13 protein-coding genes are annotated in these 16425 nt (G+C 64.4%); 2 read left to right on the plus strand and 11 right to left on the minus strand.

The window, feature by feature from the left end; translation table 11 throughout:
* Position 1: 1 nt before the first annotated feature.
* From ACEQXV_RS12170 to ACEQXV_RS12200, 7 genes are read right to left on the minus strand one after another with little or no spacing between them, the layout of a single operon-like run.
* On the minus strand, positions 2 to 961 hold the full coding sequence (locus tag ACEQXV_RS12170; protein WP_370269404.1) for a hydroxymethylglutaryl-CoA lyase: 960 nt from the start codon (positions 959 to 961) through the stop codon (positions 2 to 4).
* A gap of 4 nt (positions 962 to 965) precedes the next feature.
* The gene (locus ACEQXV_RS12175) at positions 966 to 2972 is read right to left on the minus strand and encodes a biotin carboxylase N-terminal domain-containing protein (protein ID WP_370269405.1); all 2007 of its coding nucleotides are present in this window, start codon (positions 2970 to 2972) and stop codon (positions 966 to 968) included.
* A 10-nt stretch (positions 2973 to 2982) separates the two neighbouring features.
* Positions 2983 to 4590, minus strand: a complete 1608-nt coding sequence (locus ACEQXV_RS12180) for an acyl-CoA carboxylase subunit beta (protein WP_370269407.1) — start codon at positions 4588 to 4590, stop codon at positions 2983 to 2985.
* Positions 4587 to 5978 carry a phenylacetate--CoA ligase family protein gene (locus ACEQXV_RS12185; protein WP_370269408.1) on the minus strand — a complete coding sequence of 464 codons (1392 nt, stop codon included), beginning with the start codon at positions 5976 to 5978 and terminating at the stop codon, positions 4587 to 4589. Before ACEQXV_RS12185 ends, ACEQXV_RS12180 begins: the two co-directional genes overlap by 4 nt.
* Before the next feature lie 26 nt (positions 5979 to 6004).
* Complete coding sequence (locus tag ACEQXV_RS12190) at positions 6005 to 7165, minus strand: acyl-CoA dehydrogenase family protein (protein WP_370269409.1); 1161 nt, start codon at positions 7163 to 7165, stop codon at positions 6005 to 6007.
* A 9-nt stretch (positions 7166 to 7174) separates the two neighbouring features.
* Positions 7175 to 7954: an enoyl-CoA hydratase/isomerase family protein gene (locus ACEQXV_RS12195; protein WP_370269410.1), complete on the minus strand. Its 780-nt coding sequence runs from the start codon at positions 7952 to 7954 to the stop codon at positions 7175 to 7177.
* Positions 7951 to 9132, minus strand: a complete 1182-nt coding sequence (locus ACEQXV_RS12200; protein ID WP_370269412.1) for an acyl-CoA dehydrogenase family protein — start codon at positions 9130 to 9132, stop codon at positions 7951 to 7953. The genes ACEQXV_RS12195 and ACEQXV_RS12200 overlap by 4 nt, the downstream gene beginning before the upstream one ends.
* Before the next feature lie 95 nt (positions 9133 to 9227).
* On the opposite strand from ACEQXV_RS12200, the gene ACEQXV_RS12205 reads away from it, so the two are divergent.
* Together ACEQXV_RS12205 and ACEQXV_RS12210 are read left to right on the plus strand one after the other, a co-directional pair.
* Complete coding sequence (locus tag ACEQXV_RS12205; protein WP_370269413.1) at positions 9228 to 11261, plus strand: FAD-dependent oxidoreductase; 2034 nt, start codon at positions 9228 to 9230, stop codon at positions 11259 to 11261.
* Positions 11262 to 11725: 464 nt separating this feature from the next.
* Positions 11726 to 12301: a flavodoxin family protein gene (locus tag ACEQXV_RS12210; RefSeq protein ID WP_370269414.1), complete on the plus strand. Its 576-nt coding sequence runs from the start codon at positions 11726 to 11728 to the stop codon at positions 12299 to 12301.
* Positions 12302 to 12395: 94 nt separating this feature from the next.
* On the opposite strand, the gene ACEQXV_RS12215 is transcribed toward ACEQXV_RS12210, so the two are convergent.
* Genes ACEQXV_RS12215 through ACEQXV_RS12230 form a run of 4 tightly spaced genes read right to left on the minus strand, consistent with a single transcriptional unit; the run spans position 12396 to position 16367 of the window.
* On the minus strand, positions 12396 to 12851 hold the full coding sequence (locus ACEQXV_RS12215) for a PaaI family thioesterase (RefSeq protein ID WP_370269416.1): 456 nt from the start codon (positions 12849 to 12851) through the stop codon (positions 12396 to 12398).
* Between the two features lie 9 nt (positions 12852 to 12860).
* Complete coding sequence (locus ACEQXV_RS12220) at positions 12861 to 13595, minus strand: AraC family transcriptional regulator (RefSeq protein ID WP_370269417.1); 735 nt, start codon at positions 13593 to 13595, stop codon at positions 12861 to 12863.
* Positions 13579 to 14433 carry an SDR family oxidoreductase gene (locus ACEQXV_RS12225; RefSeq protein ID WP_370269418.1) on the minus strand — a complete coding sequence of 285 codons (855 nt, stop codon included), beginning with the start codon at positions 14431 to 14433 and terminating at the stop codon, positions 13579 to 13581. The genes ACEQXV_RS12220 and ACEQXV_RS12225 overlap by 17 nt, the downstream gene beginning before the upstream one ends.
* Positions 14430 to 16367: an AMP-binding protein gene (locus tag ACEQXV_RS12230; protein WP_370269419.1), complete on the minus strand. Its 1938-nt coding sequence runs from the start codon at positions 16365 to 16367 to the stop codon at positions 14430 to 14432. Before ACEQXV_RS12230 ends, ACEQXV_RS12225 begins: the two co-directional genes overlap by 4 nt.
* Positions 16368 to 16425 lie beyond the last annotated feature (58 nt).

A 16425-nucleotide genomic window follows, 5' to 3' on the forward strand; every position in this document is an offset into this window, starting at 1 on the left:
CTCAGCCTGCCTTGCGATATTTGTCGAGTCCGCCTGTGTGCATGACCCGGCCCATGAGCGGCGCGCCGATGATCTCTTCCGCCTTGAGGGCCGCCGCGATCAGCTTGTCCAGATCGATGCCGGTCTCGATGCCCAACTCGTGACACAGGAACACGGCGTCCTCGGTGCAGACATTGCCCGCGGCGCGCGCGTGGCCGTGGCCCGCGAAAGGACAGCCGCCCAGCCCGGCGACAGAGCTTTCGAACATGTCCACGCCCATCGACAGCGCGGCATGGACATTGGCGATGCCCAGCCCGCGCGTGTCGTGGATATGCATGCCGATGCGGGCCTCCGGTGCCAGGTCGCGCAGCGCGCCGATCATCCGCTTGACAGCTTCGGGGTTGCCCCAGCCCATCGTGTCGGCGACCACGAGGATCGGCACCGGAATCTCCTCTTCCTCGCAAAGTTGCAGGATGAAGCGGAAATCGTCCAGGATGCGCTCTTGCGGGATGGGGCCTTCGAAATTGCAGCCGAAGGCCGTCATCACATAGGCGGCGTCCACGGTGTAGCCTTCTTCCTTGTAAAGCCGGACCCAGTCGCGCTGTTTCTCGCGCATCTCGGCGGAGGAACAATTGTTGTTGGATTGCGCAAAGGCCTCGGAGGGGTAGAACAGCAGGCGCGGGTCGATATCGACCTCATGCGCGGTCAGCGCCTTGCGAAACCCCTTGTCGTTCAGCCAGAGCGAGGTGTAGTTGACGCCCGGCTTGCGCTTGATCCGCTGGAACAGCTCGCCGGTGTCGGCCATCTGCGGCACGTATTTCGGGCTGACGAAGCTGCCGACCTGAATGCGTTTCAAACCGGTCTCGCTGAGCATGTCGATCAACTCGATCCGCTCCTCGATCGGATAGATCTTCTTTTCGATCTGGAAGCCCTCGCGCGGGCCTTCCTCTCGGAATTCGACGAATTTGGGAAAGTCGCTCATCTCATCACTCCTCGGGCGGCAGTATCTCGGCGATGACCTGGCCACGATCGACCATGTCTCCGTTCGAGACGGATATGTTGCTGGTGATCCCGGTCGCGGCCGCGCGGATCGAGATTTCGAGTTTCATGGATTCCATGACCGCAATCACGTCGCCTTCGGTGACGGGCTGACCCTCGGTCACCTTGATCTCGACGATCATCCCGGTCAGCGGAGAAGCCACGGCACGGTCCGCCGCAGCATCGCCGCCGGCGTAGTCCAGAGGCGCGGCCGGATGGAAGATCAGGCGGCCCTCGGGCGTGTCCAGCTCGATCACGCCCGCATGAAGCCGCGCGTCGATGAGGTGGACCGTGTCGCCCTGGCTCACACGCCAGCGGCCCGGCGTGGTTTCACGCACCGACAGGGTCGCCGCATCGGCGTTTTCCGCCAGGACGGTGTATCGGTCTCCGTGCTTGACAGGTCCGACGAGCAATTCCTCGGAGGCCCCGGCGGAATCGGTCAGCGTCACAGGCTGTCCGGCTTCGATCCGATCGCCCCCCAATCCAAGCCGCCAGCCGGTGAAGGTGTCGCGGTTGGTCCAGGGATCGGCATCGGTATCGCGGCGCGGCGTGGCCACGAAAAGGATGGCGGCGGCGGCCTTCCACAACTCGGGGCGGGCAAGGGGGCCTGCCTGTGTCAGCGCGTCGAGCCTGCCGTCGATCCAGCGTGTGTGAACCTGCATCCGCTCGAATTCGGGGTCGCGCGCCAGCGCCGTCAGAAAGGCGCGGTTGGTCTGCACGCCTTCCACTGCGACGTGATCCAGGGCTGTCGCCAGCCGCGCCAGGGCGGTCTCCCGGTCCGGCGCGTGAACGATCAGCTTGGCGATCATGGGGTCATAGAAGGGGGTGACCGCGTCGCCCTCTTCGACACCGCTGTCGATGCGCAGACCCTCGGGCAGGCTGAGCGTGGTCAGGGTGCCGGTCGAGGGGGCGAATTGCATCGCCGGGTCTTCGGCGTAAAGCCGCGCCTCGACCGCGTGGCCGTTGATCGCCAGATCCTCCTGCACCAGCCCGAGGCCCGCACCTTCCGCAATGCGCAGGTGCAGCGCCACCAGATCCAGCCCGGTGATCGCCTCGGTGACGGGGTGTTCGACCTGAATGCGGGGGTTCACTTCGAGGAAAAAGTAGTCCTCGCCCGCCACCAGAAACTCCACCGTGCCCAGACCGCGATAGTCGAGCGTTTCGCCCAGGCGCACCGCGTCCTGCGCGATCTCGTCCAGAAGGGCGCGGGGCAGGCCCCAGGCCGGGGCCTCCTCGATGACCTTCTGGTGACGGCGCTGAAGCGTGCAGTCGCGTTCGAACAGGTGCACCACATGCCCCTTGCCGTCGCCCGCGATCTGCACTTCGACATGGCGCGCCTCGGGCAGGAACCGCTCCAGCAGCAGCCCTTCGGAGCCGAAGGTGGATTTTGCTTCGCGCAGCGCGCCTTCGATGTCCTCGACAAGCGTGGTCTCGTCGGTCACAAGCCGCTGGCCGCGCCCGCCGCCGCCGCCGACCGCCTTGAGCAGGACGGGCAGGCCCATTTCGCGCACCTCGTCGGCAATCTGCTGCGGATCGGACCACGCGCCTTCGGCGCCCGAGATCACAGGGACGCCAGCGGCCACGGCCGCCGCCTTGGCGCTGGCCTTGTCGCCGAACCGTTCGAGCGTGTCCGGCGTCGGCCCCATGAAGATCATCCCGGCGGCCTCGACCGCACGGGCGAAATCCGGGTTTTCCGCCAGAAAGCCGTATCCGGGATGGATCGCATCCGCGCCGACCGATTTCGCGGCGGCGATCACCGCGTCGATCTTCAGGTAGCTCTCGGAGGCCGGTCCGGCACCGATGCAGACGGAATGCCCGATCTCGCGCACATGAAGCGCATTGGCATCGGCCTCGGAGTGCACGCCGACCGGGGTGATACCGCTGGCCCGCGCGGTACGCGCGATCCGGCAGGCAATTTCGCCGCGATTGGCGATGAGAAGCGTTTTGATTTTCATGTCCCGCGCCTCACATCCTGAACACGCCGAAACTGGTTTCGACCTTTGGCCTGCGCGAGGTCGCATCCAGCATCAGCGCCATGACATCGCGGGTCTCACAGGGCTCGATCACGCTGTCGATCCAGAGGTTCGAGGCGAAATTGTAGGCCCCCTGGAAATCCTCGTATTCCTTGCGGATCGGGGCCTTGAAGGCGTCCTCCTCCTCGGGCGTCCAGCTCTTGCCTTCGCGCTCGTTGATCTGGGCGCGGACCTGCGCCAGCACGCTGGCGGCCTGTTCGGGGCCCATGATGGCGGCGCGGCCCGTGGGCCAGGCAAAGGTCGCATCCGGCTGGAACGGGCGGCCCAGCATGGCCAGATATCCCGCGCCGTAGGAGCCGCCGGTGATGATGGTGAACTTGGGCACCCGGGCCGAAGACATGGCGGTAATCATCTTGGCCCCGGCCTTGGCGATGCCCATCTGCTCGACCTCGCGACCGACCATGAAGCCGTTTACATCGGCCAGAAACAGCAGCGGAATGTCGCGCTGGACGCAGAGATTGATGAAATGGGTGGCCTTCAGCGCGGCCTCGACGAAGAGCACGCCGGTATTGGCGAGAATACCGACCTCATGGCCGTGGATGCGGCCCCAGCCGGTCATGATGGTGTCGCCATAGAGCGGTTTGAACTCGTGAAAATCGCTGCCGTCCACCAGCCGCGCGACGATCTCGCGGTTGTCTGTCGGCACCCTGGGATCGCGGCTGACAATGCCGTAGATTTCCTCGACCGGATAGGCCGGCGGGCGCGGCGCGGCGGGCGTCTTGCGGGGCCGGGGCTTTTCGCCCAGATGGCTGACGATCTCGCGGGTGATGGCCAGGGCGTGGGCGTCATCCTCGGCCAGATGGTCGGTCACGCCCGACACCGACGAATGCATCTTGCCGCCGCCCAGTTCTTCGGCTTCGACCTTCTCGCCGGTCGCCGCGAAGGTCAGTTCCGGGCCGCCCAGATACATGAAGCCCTGACCGCGCACGATCACCACCTCGTCGCAGAGCGCGGGGATATAGGCACCACCCGCCGTGCAGGGGCCCATGACCACGGCGATCTGCGGCACGCCGTCGCCCGACATACCGACCTGCTGATGGAAGATCGAACCGAACTGGCCCTCGTCGGGAAAGATATTCTCCTGATCGGGCAGGAACGCGCCGCCGGAATCGACCAGCGTGATCACCGGAAGACGGTTCTTCCAGGCGATCTTCTGGGCGCGCACATGCTTGCGCGAGGTCATGCCGAAATAGGTGCCGCCCTTCACCGTGGCATCGTTGGCGATGATCATGCACTGGCGGCCCTCGATCATGCCGATGCCGGTGATGATGCCGGCCCCCGGCGGGACGCCGTCATATTTGTTCAGCCCGGCAAGCTCGCCCAGTTCCAGAAATGGCGTGCCAAGGTCGATCAGACGCTCGACCCGTTCGCGCGGCAGGATCTTGCCTTTCGAAAGGTGCCGGTCGCGCGCCTTTTCCGGGCCGCCGACACGTTGTTGCAGGCGAAGCGCATGCAGTTCACCGATCTTTTCGCGATACCGCGCGTCGTTTTCCCGGAAGTCGTCGGACCCGGTGTCGAGAAGGGATTTCATTCTTGTCATGGCAGGTCGGGATATTCTCTCAGAACGAAGGCGACCTTGGCGGCACCGGGTTTCTCAAAGGTGTCGGGCGCGACAAGGTGAACGTCGGCCTTGAAGACAAGGGCATCGCGCAGGCGCTGCTCGATTTTCTTCTTGAGCGCCTCGTCATCCGCGGCGTCGCGGTCGGGACCGCGTTCGACGATCACCGTCAGCGCGCCCTGCGTGGTGTGACCCTCGAAATCGGCCACGATGCGCATGACGCCGTTGGTCTCCGGCACCATCTCGGTGATCACGCTGTTGATGGCCGAGGGAAAGACATTGGCCCCGCGCACGATCAGCATGTCGTCGGTCCGGCCGGTGCAGCGGATCTTGGGCCCGGTGCGCCCGCAGGTGCAGTCGGTGTCGAGAACCTCGATGTAATCGCCCGACCGGAATCGCACGAGCGGGCTCGCCCGACGGCCGAGCGCGGTATAGATCATCTCGCCCTCGGCACCCTTTTCCCAAGGGATGATTTCGCCGCTTTCGGGGTCGAGCAATTCGGTAATGATGTAGTCCATGTTGACCATATGCATCCCCGACTGGGCATCGCATTCAGCCCAATAGGTCACACCCAGATCGGTGCCGCCCAGCATCTCACAGCATTTCGCGCCCCAGGCCGCTTCGATCTTGGCCCGGATGGCGGGAATGCCGCCGCCGGGTTCGCCACCGACGATGATCTGTTCGACGCCCAGTTCACTGGCTTTGCAGCCGAGCACTTCGGGCGCTTTGTCAGCCAGGTGCAGCACGAAATTCGGCGCGCCGACGATGCAACGCGGGCGCGTGTCGGCGCAGGCGCGCAGCAGCCGTTCCACGCCACCATCCGCCCCCACCGGCACGTCGATTGCGCCCATGTACTGCAACCCCTGCATCACCGGAATGCCGCCGACAAAACCCTTGGCCAGCGAAAACGCATGCAGCACCATATCGCCGGGCCGCACGCCATTGGCAAAGAAACAGCGCGCCGTCATCTCGTGCCACATCTCGGTATCGGCTTCGGTCAGCGCCACGTAAGACGGGCTTCCGGTGGTGCCGGACGAGGCCTGCATCTGGATGATATCGGCCATCGGCGCGGCCCGGTGCTTGCCGAAGGGCGGTTCCGCAGCAAGGCTTTCGCGGATCTCGGTCTTGTAGGTGAAGGGCAGCTTCTGCAAATCTTCGATGCTGCGGATTTCGTCGAAATCCACACCGGCCTCGGCGAACTTTTCCTGATAGAAGGTCGAGTTTTCCTTGAGGTAGGCCATCTGATCGCGCAGGCGCTCTTCCTGGATGCGGCGCACCTCGTCGAGCGGCGTGCCTTCGATCTCGTGCCAGAAGCGATCATTCGCCTTGCCGGCGGCGTCCTGACGCCGGAAGCGCATTCCAAATTGCATGTCGTCCTCCCTTCCTGGCCGCGCGATCAATAGGATCGCGGCAGGCCCATGACCTTTTCGCCGATAAAGCTGAGGCAGAGTTCGCGGTTCACCGGTGCCGTGCGCAGCAGGCGCACCAGCGGATACATCTCGTAGAGCCCCGTATCCTCGGTAAAGCCCGACCCGCCATGCGCCTGAAGTGCGGCGTCCACGGCCTCGATCCCGGCTTCGGCGGCGGCGTATTTGGCCATGTTCGACGAGGCCCCAGCCGGCAGCTTGTTGTCGAACTCCCATGCCGCGCGACGGGTCATCAGACTGGCCATCTCGACCGCCGTATGCGCCTTGGCCATCGGATGCTGCACGCCCTGATGCGCGCCGATCGGCTGACCGAAGACGTTGCGCTCGGAGGCATAGGCCACGCCCTTGTTCAGGGCGAACCGGCCGATGCCGCAGCACAACGCGGCCAGGATGATCCGCTCGGGGTTGAGGCTGTCGAACAGGATCGAGAATCCTTCGTCCACCTCGCCGACCACATCCTCGGGGCCCAGATCCACCTCGTCGAAGAAAAGCGTCCATTGCTCCTCGGGCAGGGGGATCGAGATCTTCACCCGCTGTTTGTCGACGCCCTTTTTCTTCAGGTCGACGGCAAAGAGGGTGAAGCCGTCGGTCTTGCGGCTGACCTCGGTATGCGGCTTGGTCCGTGCCACCACCAGGCAATAATCCGACACCTCGGCGCCGGTGAGGAAGGTTTTTTCGCCCGACAGGCTGAACCGGTTGCCCCTGCGTTTGGCCAGCGTGGTGGCCTTCATCGTGTTCGATCCGGCCCCCGGTTCGGTGATCGCGAAACAGAACTGGATATCGCCCCGGCAGGCCGCTGGAAGAAGCTCTTTCTTGTGGAACTCGGTGCCGTGGCTGGCGATATGGGCCAGCGACATGGTCGGACCGACCACCATCATCAGCAGCGGGATGCCGTGATTGGCGGTGCCTTCCATGAACAGCGCCATTTCGGTCATGCCAAGACCGGCGCCGCCGTATTCCTCGGGCACCATGATCCCCAGAAAACCGTCATCGGCAATCTTCCGGAACATCTCTTGCGGGAATTCATGCCTGCGGGCGTGATCCAGCCAATAGGCATTGTCGAATTTCTGCGCCAGCTGGCCGCCATAGTCGTAAATCTGGCGTTGTTCGTCGTTCAGAGTGAAATCCATTGTGTCTTCTCAGCCCTTGAAAGCGGGGGTCCGGCGGTTTTCGAAAGCATCGAGCCCTTCGGCGACATCATCGCTGGGCAGGGCGCGTACGGCGGCGTCGCGCTCAAGCCGCATCTGCTGGTCGATGCCAAGGTCTGCCCCTTCCCGTGCCAGACGCTTCATCTCGGCGATACCGGGGCGCGACCGGGTGGCAATCTTCTGGCAATATTCCAGCGCGGCCCTGTGCAGATCCGCATCCGGCACGACGTAATTGACCAGACCGGCCTCCCTGGCCTCGTCCGCCTTGAGCCAGCGGGCCGAGAACATCAGATCGAGCGCCCGGCGCTGGCCAATCAGCCGGGTCAGCCGTTGCGAGCCGCCCCAGCCGGGAATCAGGCCGAATTGCGCGTGCTGATCGCCGAATTGCGCGGTTTCGGCCCCGAAGCACACATCGCAAGCCAACATCAGTTCGATCCCACCGGCCAGACACAAACCCTGCACCGCCACTGCGACAGGGAGGGAGGAGGTTTCGAGCGCGCGCAGGTTGTTCATTCCAAAAGCGATGAAATGGTCCAGCGCGGCGGGATCGTTCAGTTTGCCTTTCACCTCGGCCAGGTCGGCGCCGGTGCAGAAGTGCTTGCCTTGCGCCCGGATCAGGATCGACCGGATGTCCCGGTCGGCCTCGAACCCGGCGCGCGCGGCAGCGATGTGCTCATGCACTTGCAGTGAAAGGCAATTAAATTTCTCGGGGCGCGCCAGCTCGATAATGCCGACGCTGCCTTCGGTACTTACGGCGACCGGGTCACTCATTTCGCGGCTCCCTTCGCCTTCTTGTCGTATTGAAGCGCCATCCGCCCGACCTTTTCGCGGGCGATCACCAGCTTCTGGATCTGCGCGGTGCCGTCGCCGATCTGAAGGCCGAGAACGTCGTTGTAACGCTGATGGTGCGGCAGGTCGGTGGTATAGCCGTAATGCCCGTGCAGGATCAGACACTGGTGCAGGATCTCGCAGGCGGTTTTGGGCAGGTACCATTTGCACATCGCCGCCTCGGAGGTGTGGGGTAGGCCACGGTCGCGCAGATCCAGCGTATAGTAGCAAAGCTGGCGCATCATGGTCAGCTGGGTTTCGGCCTCGGCCAAGGGAAAGCTGACACCCTGATACTGCACGATCGGGGCCCCGAATGCCTCGCGTTCCTGAACGTAGGCCCAGGTTTCATCCACCGACGCTTGCGCGGCCCCCAGGCACTCCAGCCCGATCAGTGCGCGGGAATAGTCGAAGCCCGCCATGATCGTGCCGAAGGCACGGTCCTGTTCCGCCATCATATTTTCGGCCGGCACGAAGACATCGTCAAAGAACACCGACCCGCGCCCGACAGGCTTGGTGCCGATGTCGTCAAAATGGGTGCGCTTGATGCCTTCCTGGTTCAGATCGACGAAAAAGGCGCTGACCCCGCGCGAGCCGCCGTCAGGGTCGCCGGTGCGCGCGAAGACCACCGCGGCATCGGCCTGACTGGCAAAGCTCATGGACGTCTTCTCGCCATTCAGCCGCCAGCCGTTTCCGGATCTCTCGGCCTTCAGGATCAGGTTCGCCGCATCCGATCCGCCGCGCGGTTCGGTCAGGCCCAGGCCGATGACGGCGTCCCCCGAAACAACCCTGGGCACCCATTCCGAAGCGATATCGCCAGAGGCGTGCTTGGCGACCATGCCGCCCATGAGCGAGCCCAGAAGCTGGATGTAGCTTGCGTTGAAATCGGCATAGGCGATCTCTTCGACGATAAGTCCCGAGGTGACCGAGCTTTCGCCTAGCCCGCCGAATTCTTCGGGCAGATCGGCCCCGATCAGACCCAGTGCGCCCATCTCCCTGATCAGGGCGCGATCAAAGCTGTGACCCTTTGCGCGCTCCTGATAGCTCGGTGCCAGCTTTTCTGTCGCAAATCGCTTCGCGGTTTCGCGAAACGCCTTTTGATCTTCTGATGGCTGGAATTGCATCGGCGCCGCTCCCCATGACCGAAATTATGCTCTTTCCAAAAATCTAACAAATGTTAGAATACAGATCAAGGGAATTTGTGAGGAGGATGTTCACGATGACAGGCACACAAGAGGAAAGCTTCGGGACCCTGCTTTCGCCGATCCGCGCGGGCCGCCGCATGTTGCGAAACCGGGTCATCATGGGATCGATGCATACCCGGCTGGAGACCGAGCCCGACGGCATTGCCAAGCAGATCGCCTTTTACGCCGAACGGGCGCGGGGAGAGGCGGCGATTCTGGTCACGGGCGGGTTTTCCCCCAATGCCGAGGGCATATTCGATCCCGAAGGTCCGCGCATCGACGATGCGGAGAAGGCGCAGGAGCTTCGCCCGATCTGCGAGGCGGTGCAGGCCGAAGGCAGCCTGCTCTGCGCGCAGCTTCTTCATGCCGGGCGCTATGCCAAGATCGAAGGCTGTGTCGCGCCCAGTCCGATCCGGGCCCCGATCAACCGCCATGTCCCGCGCGAAATGACGGACGCCGACATCCGCCGCACCATCGAGGATTTCGCCAAAGCCGCCGCCAATGCGCAGGCCGCGGGGTTCGATGGCGTCGAAATCATGGGCTCCGAGGGCTACCTTATCAACGAATTCACCGTCACCCATACCAACAGGCGTGACGACGACTGGGGTGGCAGCGCCGGGAACCGCCACCGCTTTCCGGTCGAGATCGTCCGCGCGGTGCGCGAACGCTGTGGGCCCGACTTTCTGGTCATCTACCGGATTTCGGCCGCCGATCTGGTCGAGGACGGCGCGCCCGCCGATGAAATCGCAGAACTGGCGCGCAAGATCGAGACCGCGGGCGCAGATATTCTGAACACCGGGATCGGCTGGCACGAGGCGCGCGTGCCGACCATCGCCTATCCGGTTCCGCGCGGTGCCTGGCGTCAGGCGGCGGCCAACGTCAAGGCGGCGGTGTCGATCCCGGTCGTCGCCTCCAACCGGATCAACACGCCCGAGCTTGCAGAGGATATCCTTGCCTCTGGCGAGGCCGACATGATCTCGATGGCGCGGCCCTTTCTGGCCGACCCGCATTTCGTCAGGAAGACGCGCGAAGGCCGCGCCGACGAAATCAATACCTGCATTGCCTGCAATCAGGCCTGTCTGGACTTCATCTTTTCGGACCGGCCGGTCGGCTGTCTGGTCAACCCGCGGGCCGGGCGCGAAACCGAATTCCGGGATACGCCGACAGATTCTCCGCAGAAGGTCGCCGTGGTCGGCGGCGGTGCCGCTGGCATGGCCACGGCCGCCGAGGCCGCCAGGCTGGGCCATGACGTCACCCTGTTCGAAGCGCAAGACAAGCTGGGCGGTCAGTTGACGCTGGCGCGCGCGGCACCGGGCAAGGACGAATTCGACGAAACCCTGCGGTACTATTCCGGCCAGATGGAAAAGCACGGCGTCAAGCTGCGCCTGGGGCAGCGGGCCGGGCCGGACGATCTGACCGGCTTTGACCATGTGGTCATCTCCACCGGGGTCACGCCGCGCATTCCCGATCTGCCGGGCGTCGATCATCCCAGTGTGGCGACCTATGCCGAGATCCTGTCGGGCGCGCGCGCGGCGGGCGACACCGTCGCGGTGATGGGGGCAGGGGGCATCGGCCATGACGTGGCCGAGTTCCTGGTGACCGAACCGGCCGAGGCCCACGACACCGACGCATTCTGCAAGACATGGGGCGTGGACCCGAAGTTCGCCACGTCGGGCGCTCTGGCGGGCGATCCGCTGGCCCCGAAATCATCGCGTCGCAAGGTTGTGATGCTACAGCGAAAAACTTCGAAACCGGGCGCGGGGCTTGGCGTCTCCACGGGCTGGATCCTGCGCAACGCACTGCGCAAGCACGGAGTCGCGGCTCTGGGCGGCGTGGTCTACGAACGCATCGACGACGCGGGGCTGCATATTCTGATGGACGGAGAACCGAAGATCATTGCTGCCGATACGATCGTGCTCTGCACCGGGCAGGAACCGGAGCGCGCCCTGGCCGACGAACTTGGCGCGCGCGGCGTCACCGTCACGATGATCGGCGGGGCGAAGGAGGCCGCCGAACTCGACGCGCTGCGCGCGATCGATGAAGGGGTGCGTCTGGCGCAAAGTCTCTGAGGCTTCCGAGCGAGAGAGGATGCGATACCGCCCGAGGCCATGCGGGCAGGGCGCGCCGATCTGTCTTCCATCTTCCGGACCCGCGCTCGGGATTGCACGGAAGCTCTGGCCCTGGAGGACGCAAGCCAGCGGTTGACCCGTGCCGAATGGACAAAGCGGGTCGATCGACTGGCTTGGGTCTTTCTGGACACGTGCCTGAAACCTGGATCGCCGATGAAAATGCGCGCACTTGAGGATACGTCCGGCGAACAATGGTTGTGCGACTGCGCTCAGAGCCCCCTTGGCAGACCCCCCGGCATCAGCGTAAACTGTTTATTTTGCAATGCCTTGCGCGCGCACGTCACAGATCGCCGATGTCGCCTCTCCAGCCTGCATACGAGGTTTCAAAACATAATCGGCTTTCTTTTTATAACCATGTCTCCTAGATCGGAATCGTGCAGAATCCAAGCAGAGGTACACCGACCATGACGAATGTCGCGATTGTCTATTACAGTGGATATGGCCACACGGAAGTTCAGGCCAAAGCCGTTGCCGAAGGCGCCAAGGGTGTCGACGGCACCGAGGTCGAATTGCTGAAATTGTCTGACGACGGAGAGCTGGATGAATCGGCCTGGGCATCGCTCGATTCTGCCGATGCCATCGTCTATGGCAGCCCGACCTACATGGGCGGACCTGCCTGGCAGTTCAAGAAATTCGCGGATGCCAGTTCGAAGCCCTGGTTCACGCGGAACTGGAAGGACAAGATTGCCGGCGGCTTTACCACCTCGGCCACGGTCAACGGCGACAAGTTCTCGACCATCCAGTATTTCTTCACGCTGTCGCAGCAACACGGCCAGCTCTGGTGCGGCGTCGGCCTCATGCCCGCGAACGCCAAGGCGGACGGTCCGGAAAAGCTGAACTGGACGGGCGGATATGCCGGTCTTCTGGCGATTGCGCCTTCTGACAGCGCCCCCGACGAATACCCGACGGGCGGCGATCTGGACACGGCGCGCGCCTACGGCCAGCGGCTGGTGGAAGTCGCAAACCGCTGGAACAGCTGATCCGGCTTTCCTCTACCGCGTCCCGGCCGCCCGGATTTGCGGCGGCCGGTTCACACCTGTCCGCACTGGCCCCGGGCCATTGCCCCGCATCGGGTCATCCGGCAACGCCCGTCCGCCCCACCAACGCCATCAGGGTGCCGGTCATCGTGGCGACAAGCTTTTCATCCTGTCCTTTCAATGCATAGGCGCGCGCTTCGCAGATCGTGAGCGTTCGGCCCGGTTTCACCACGTCGGCGACGAATCGAAACCGTTCGCCATCGGCGGGGTTGAGCAGGTTGATCTTGAACTCCACCGTCAGCACCGCCGCGTCTGCGGGCATCAGCGAAAAGGCCGCATATCCGCAGGCGCTGTCCAGCGCGGTCGACACGATTCCGGCATGCAGGAACCCGTGCTGCTGGGTCAGCGCGTCGCTATGCGCCATCTCCAGAACGATATGACCGGGCGACAGGCCGGCAATGCCGATCCCCAGCGTATGCATCACCTTCTGAAGATTGAAACTGTCGCGCACGCGCACGTCGAAGTCGGAGTTCTTCGGTTCAAATTTCGCCATTGCGTGATTTCACTCCTTGCGGTCATCCATGATGACCAATCTTATCCGGTCCTTGATCTTCCCATCTTGTAACGAAGGGCCAAAAGCGCGCGCTGTGGCCTGAAGGCGTAGCGCGCCGGGCGGTCTGTCAGCGAAGGCCCGGCAGGACGCCGACATATGCGATTGATCGTAGTAGCCCGCGTCCAGCGCCAGATCGCTTAACGGCAGGGCAGGGCCGGCGAAACGTCCAAGCAGCAGGCGAAACCGCCTGACTGCCGCAAGCCGGCGCCTTGATACGCCGGTTTCTTCCCGTGCCCTGCGGCGTTCGGTCCGGTCGCTGAACGCCTGCGGGGGCGCAGCGAAAGTCAGCGCCCTTGCGAGACCGTCCAGCTCGGCAACAAGCGACGGCAGGCCATCATCGCTCTGCCGGACCCTTCCAAGCGCGGTGGCCAGCGGCTCCAGCGCCCCGGTCCCGGGCAAACGCTCAGGTCGCACCGACAGCCGCAGCCCGGCCACGATTCCGCAAAAGGATGACGGGCGGGGCACGAAATCCGGGCGGGGTGGCGCAAGCGATATAAGCGTCCCGCCACAACCACCCGCCACCGAAAGGGAGAACAGATCGGTCGCGAAACGCCCGCTGCCACGATGGCTCAATGCGCCGGTGTCGCGGAACACGAAAATATGGTCAACCTCCGTCGCAGCATCTGCTGTCGGCGTCAGTTCGAAATAGAGCGGCGCAGCCGTCAGGTCACTTGACGAAGGCATCCCGATTCTCGGCAACGAAATCGCGCAACCGGCGGGCCGGGCGTCCGAGCACGTCGCTGACCGTGGTCTCGATGCTCCCGAGGTAGCCCTTGGGCGCGATGGAGGCCAGTTCCACCATCGCCGCGGCGACCTCGTCCTGCATGCCGTTTGCGACCATCGCTGCTTTGGCGTCCTCAGGCGCGAGAGGCGCAGAGGTGATGGATCGGCCTGTCACCTCGGACAGGACAGCGGCGATATCCTCGCCGGTCAGGGCTTCGGGGCCGGTCAGGCCATAGCCCTTGCCCGCGTGGCCCGCGCCGGTCAGCGCCTCGGCGGCGACATCGGCGATGTCGCGGGCGTCGATCCAGGCCACGGGTCCGCCCAGATCGTCGTAATACACCCCGTCCCTTGCGATACTGTCGGCCTGCCACAGCAGGTTCTGCATGAAATAGGTCGGCTGGATGAAGGTCCAGTCAAGGCCGCTGTCCTTCAGCAATTCCTGGGTTTCGGAATGCCACTTGCCGAAGCTCAGCCCCGCCTTGGGCGACGCCCCAAGCCCGGTGGCCAGAACGACATGGCGAACGCCTGCGGCCTTGGCCGCCGCGATCGCATTGGCCTTCCAGCGACGCATGTCCAGATGCGCGGGTGTCACCAGATAGATCCTGTCCGCCCCGGCGCAGGCCTGTTCCAGCGCAGCGGGGTCGGTGAAATTCGCCAGGACGGCCTCGCATCCCTTGGCCTTGAGCCTTTCGAGCTTGGCCGGATCGCTGGTGACGGCACGCACGTTCGCGCCCTTTTCCAGCAGCCTATCGACAAGGGGGGCGCCGGTGGTGCCGGTGGCTCCGAAGACAGTAATCATTCCGTTTCCTTTCCAATAGCAGCGATGGCAGCCATCGTCTCGGGATTGCTCACAGCTGACAGATCACCCGGGTCTTCGCCCAGGAAGGCCGCGCGCACGATCCGGCGCATCGTTTTCATGGTGCGGGTTTTCGGCAGCGCGTCGACAAAATGGATCTCGCGCGGGCGGAAGGGCTTGGAGACGACCTCTCCGACCCGGTCCCTGAGCCGTTCGACGAGGGCGGCGTCGGGCGACACACCCGGAGCCGCCACACAGATACAGACCACGGCCACGCCCTTGAGATCGTCGGGCGCGGCAACGGCGGCGGCATCCACCACCTGTCCCGTCCCGGTCAGGGCCGCCTCGATCTCGGGCGGGCCGATGCGTTTGCCGGCGATGTTCAGCGTGTCGTCGGATCGCCCAAGGATATACCATGTGCCGTCCGCATCGCGGCGCACCCAGTCGCCGTGCCGCCAGATGCCGGGGAAGGTGGACCAGTAGGTCTCGATATACCGCTCGCGGTCGCCCCGGATGGCCGGGGTCAGGCCCAAGGGCGGCTGGGTCACGACCAGTTCGCCCACTTCGCCCGGCGCGGCCTCGCTGCCGTCCTCGCGCAGCACCTTCGCCCCGACACCCAGCGCCTCGGCGGAGAACCCGCCGGGCTTGATCTCGTGCAGCACGGTCGAGGTCAGGATCGCGCCGAAAAGCTCGGTCCCGCCCGAGATATTCAGCGGCACCGCGCGGCGGCGGCAGATATGGTCAAGTTGCCAGAGCCAGGCGTCATCGGTCCAGGGCTCGCCGGTCGAGCCGACGATGCGCAGCGCCGACAGGTCATAGTCAGCCAGCGGTGCGCGATCCTGCGTCATGAACTGCCGCACCAGGGTCGGGGCGACGCCCATATGGGTCACGTTCATATCCGAGGCGAGACGCAACAGCCGAAACGGATCGCCGGGCATCGACGGCGCGCCCTCGGCCAGCACCAGCGTCGCGCCCGACAGCAGCACCGACAAAAGGGTAAGCGGCCCCATCACCCAGCCCATGTCGGTCATCCAGAGGTGCCGGTCATCCTGTTTCATGTCGAGACACAGCAGGAAATCGGTCGTGGCCTTGGCCTGCACACCCAGATGGGTATGCACGACGCCCTTGGGCCGACCCGTCGTGCCCGAGGTATAGGCGATCAGGAAGATGTCTTCGGACGCGACGGGAACAGCCGCGAAATCCGGGCTGGCAGACCCCACGGTTTCGGTCCAGTCGAGATCGCGGGCCGGATCGGCCACGGCACCGCCGAACCGGCGCAGGCTGAACACCGTATGAACCGAAGGCACCTCTCTCAACGCCTCGGCCAGCCTGGCCTCCATCCAGACCGGCTTGCCCCGTCTGGGGGTGGCATCCGTCGTCATCACCGCCACCGCCCCGGCATCGTTCAGACGCGACACGATGGCGGGGGGCGAGAAGCCGGAAAACAGCGGCACGGCGATGGCACCAAGCCGCGCGATGCCCAGAAGCGCGGCCTGAATCTCGGGGATCATCGGCATGTAGATACCCACCGCCTGACCCGGCCCTACCCCGCGCGCGGCAAGGGCTGACGCGACGCGCGCGGCTTCGGCGGCGAGTTCGGCATAGGTCCAGCGGCGGCGGCTTCCATCCTCGCCTACCCAGTCGATCGCGGTCTTGTCGCCCAGACCGTCCTCGATGCGGGCATCGAGACAGGTCTCCGTCAGGTTCAGGGCTGCGCCGACGGCCCATCGGATCGATTCCGGCCCATCGGACATATCCCGTAACCGCGTGTAGGGGCGATCAAACCGGATCCCGGCAAAGTCGATGATCCGGTCCCAGAACCAGTCCGGGTCGCTGTTGGCCCGGCTGGCAAGATCCTCGTAACTGTCCGTATGACAATCTTTCAGGAACGCGGCCAGTGTGCTTGAACGCCGAATGTCAGTGTCTGGTTGAAACATTCCTCACCTTTCTTCACCGCAAAAAAGGCCGCACCATGGGCACGGCCAGTCAGGGAGG

This window comes from Nioella sp., from assembly GCF_964229645.1.
Lineage (GTDB): Bacteria > Pseudomonadota > Alphaproteobacteria > Rhodobacterales > Rhodobacteraceae > Nioella.

Coding starts and splice junctions, on each gene's coding strand:
- ACEQXV_RS12185 (WP_370269408.1), bottom strand. CDS start 5,978: ATGCAATTTGGAATGCGCTTCCGGCGTCAGGACGCCGCCGGCAAGGCG.
- ACEQXV_RS12215 (WP_370269416.1), bottom strand. CDS start 12,851: ATGGCGAAATTTGAACCGAAGAACTCCGACTTCGACGTGCGCGTGCGC.
- ACEQXV_RS12205 (WP_370269413.1), top strand. CDS start 9,228: ATGACAGGCACACAAGAGGAAAGCTTCGGGACCCTGCTTTCGCCGATC.
- ACEQXV_RS12180 (WP_370269407.1), bottom strand. CDS start 4,590: ATGACAAGAATGAAATCCCTTCTCGACACCGGGTCCGACGACTTCCGG.
- ACEQXV_RS12210 (WP_370269414.1), top strand. CDS start 11,726: ATGACGAATGTCGCGATTGTCTATTACAGTGGATATGGCCACACGGAA.
- ACEQXV_RS12170 (WP_370269404.1), bottom strand. CDS start 961: ATGAGCGACTTTCCCAAATTCGTCGAATTCCGAGAGGAAGGCCCGCGC.
- ACEQXV_RS12190 (WP_370269409.1), bottom strand. CDS start 7,165: ATGGATTTCACTCTGAACGACGAACAACGCCAGATTTACGACTATGGC.
- ACEQXV_RS12200 (WP_370269412.1), bottom strand. CDS start 9,132: ATGCAATTCCAGCCATCAGAAGATCAAAAGGCGTTTCGCGAAACCGCG.
- ACEQXV_RS12195 (WP_370269410.1), bottom strand. CDS start 7,954: ATGAGTGACCCGGTCGCCGTAAGTACCGAAGGCAGCGTCGGCATTATC.
- ACEQXV_RS12230 (WP_370269419.1), bottom strand. CDS start 16,367: ATGTTTCAACCAGACACTGACATTCGGCGTTCAAGCACACTGGCCGCG.
- ACEQXV_RS12175 (WP_370269405.1), bottom strand. CDS start 2,972: ATGAAAATCAAAACGCTTCTCATCGCCAATCGCGGCGAAATTGCCTGC.
- ACEQXV_RS12220 (WP_370269417.1), bottom strand. CDS start 13,595: ATGCCTTCGTCAAGTGACCTGACGGCTGCGCCGCTCTATTTCGAACTG.
- ACEQXV_RS12225 (WP_370269418.1), bottom strand. CDS start 14,433: ATGATTACTGTCTTCGGAGCCACCGGCACCACCGGCGCCCCCCTTGTC.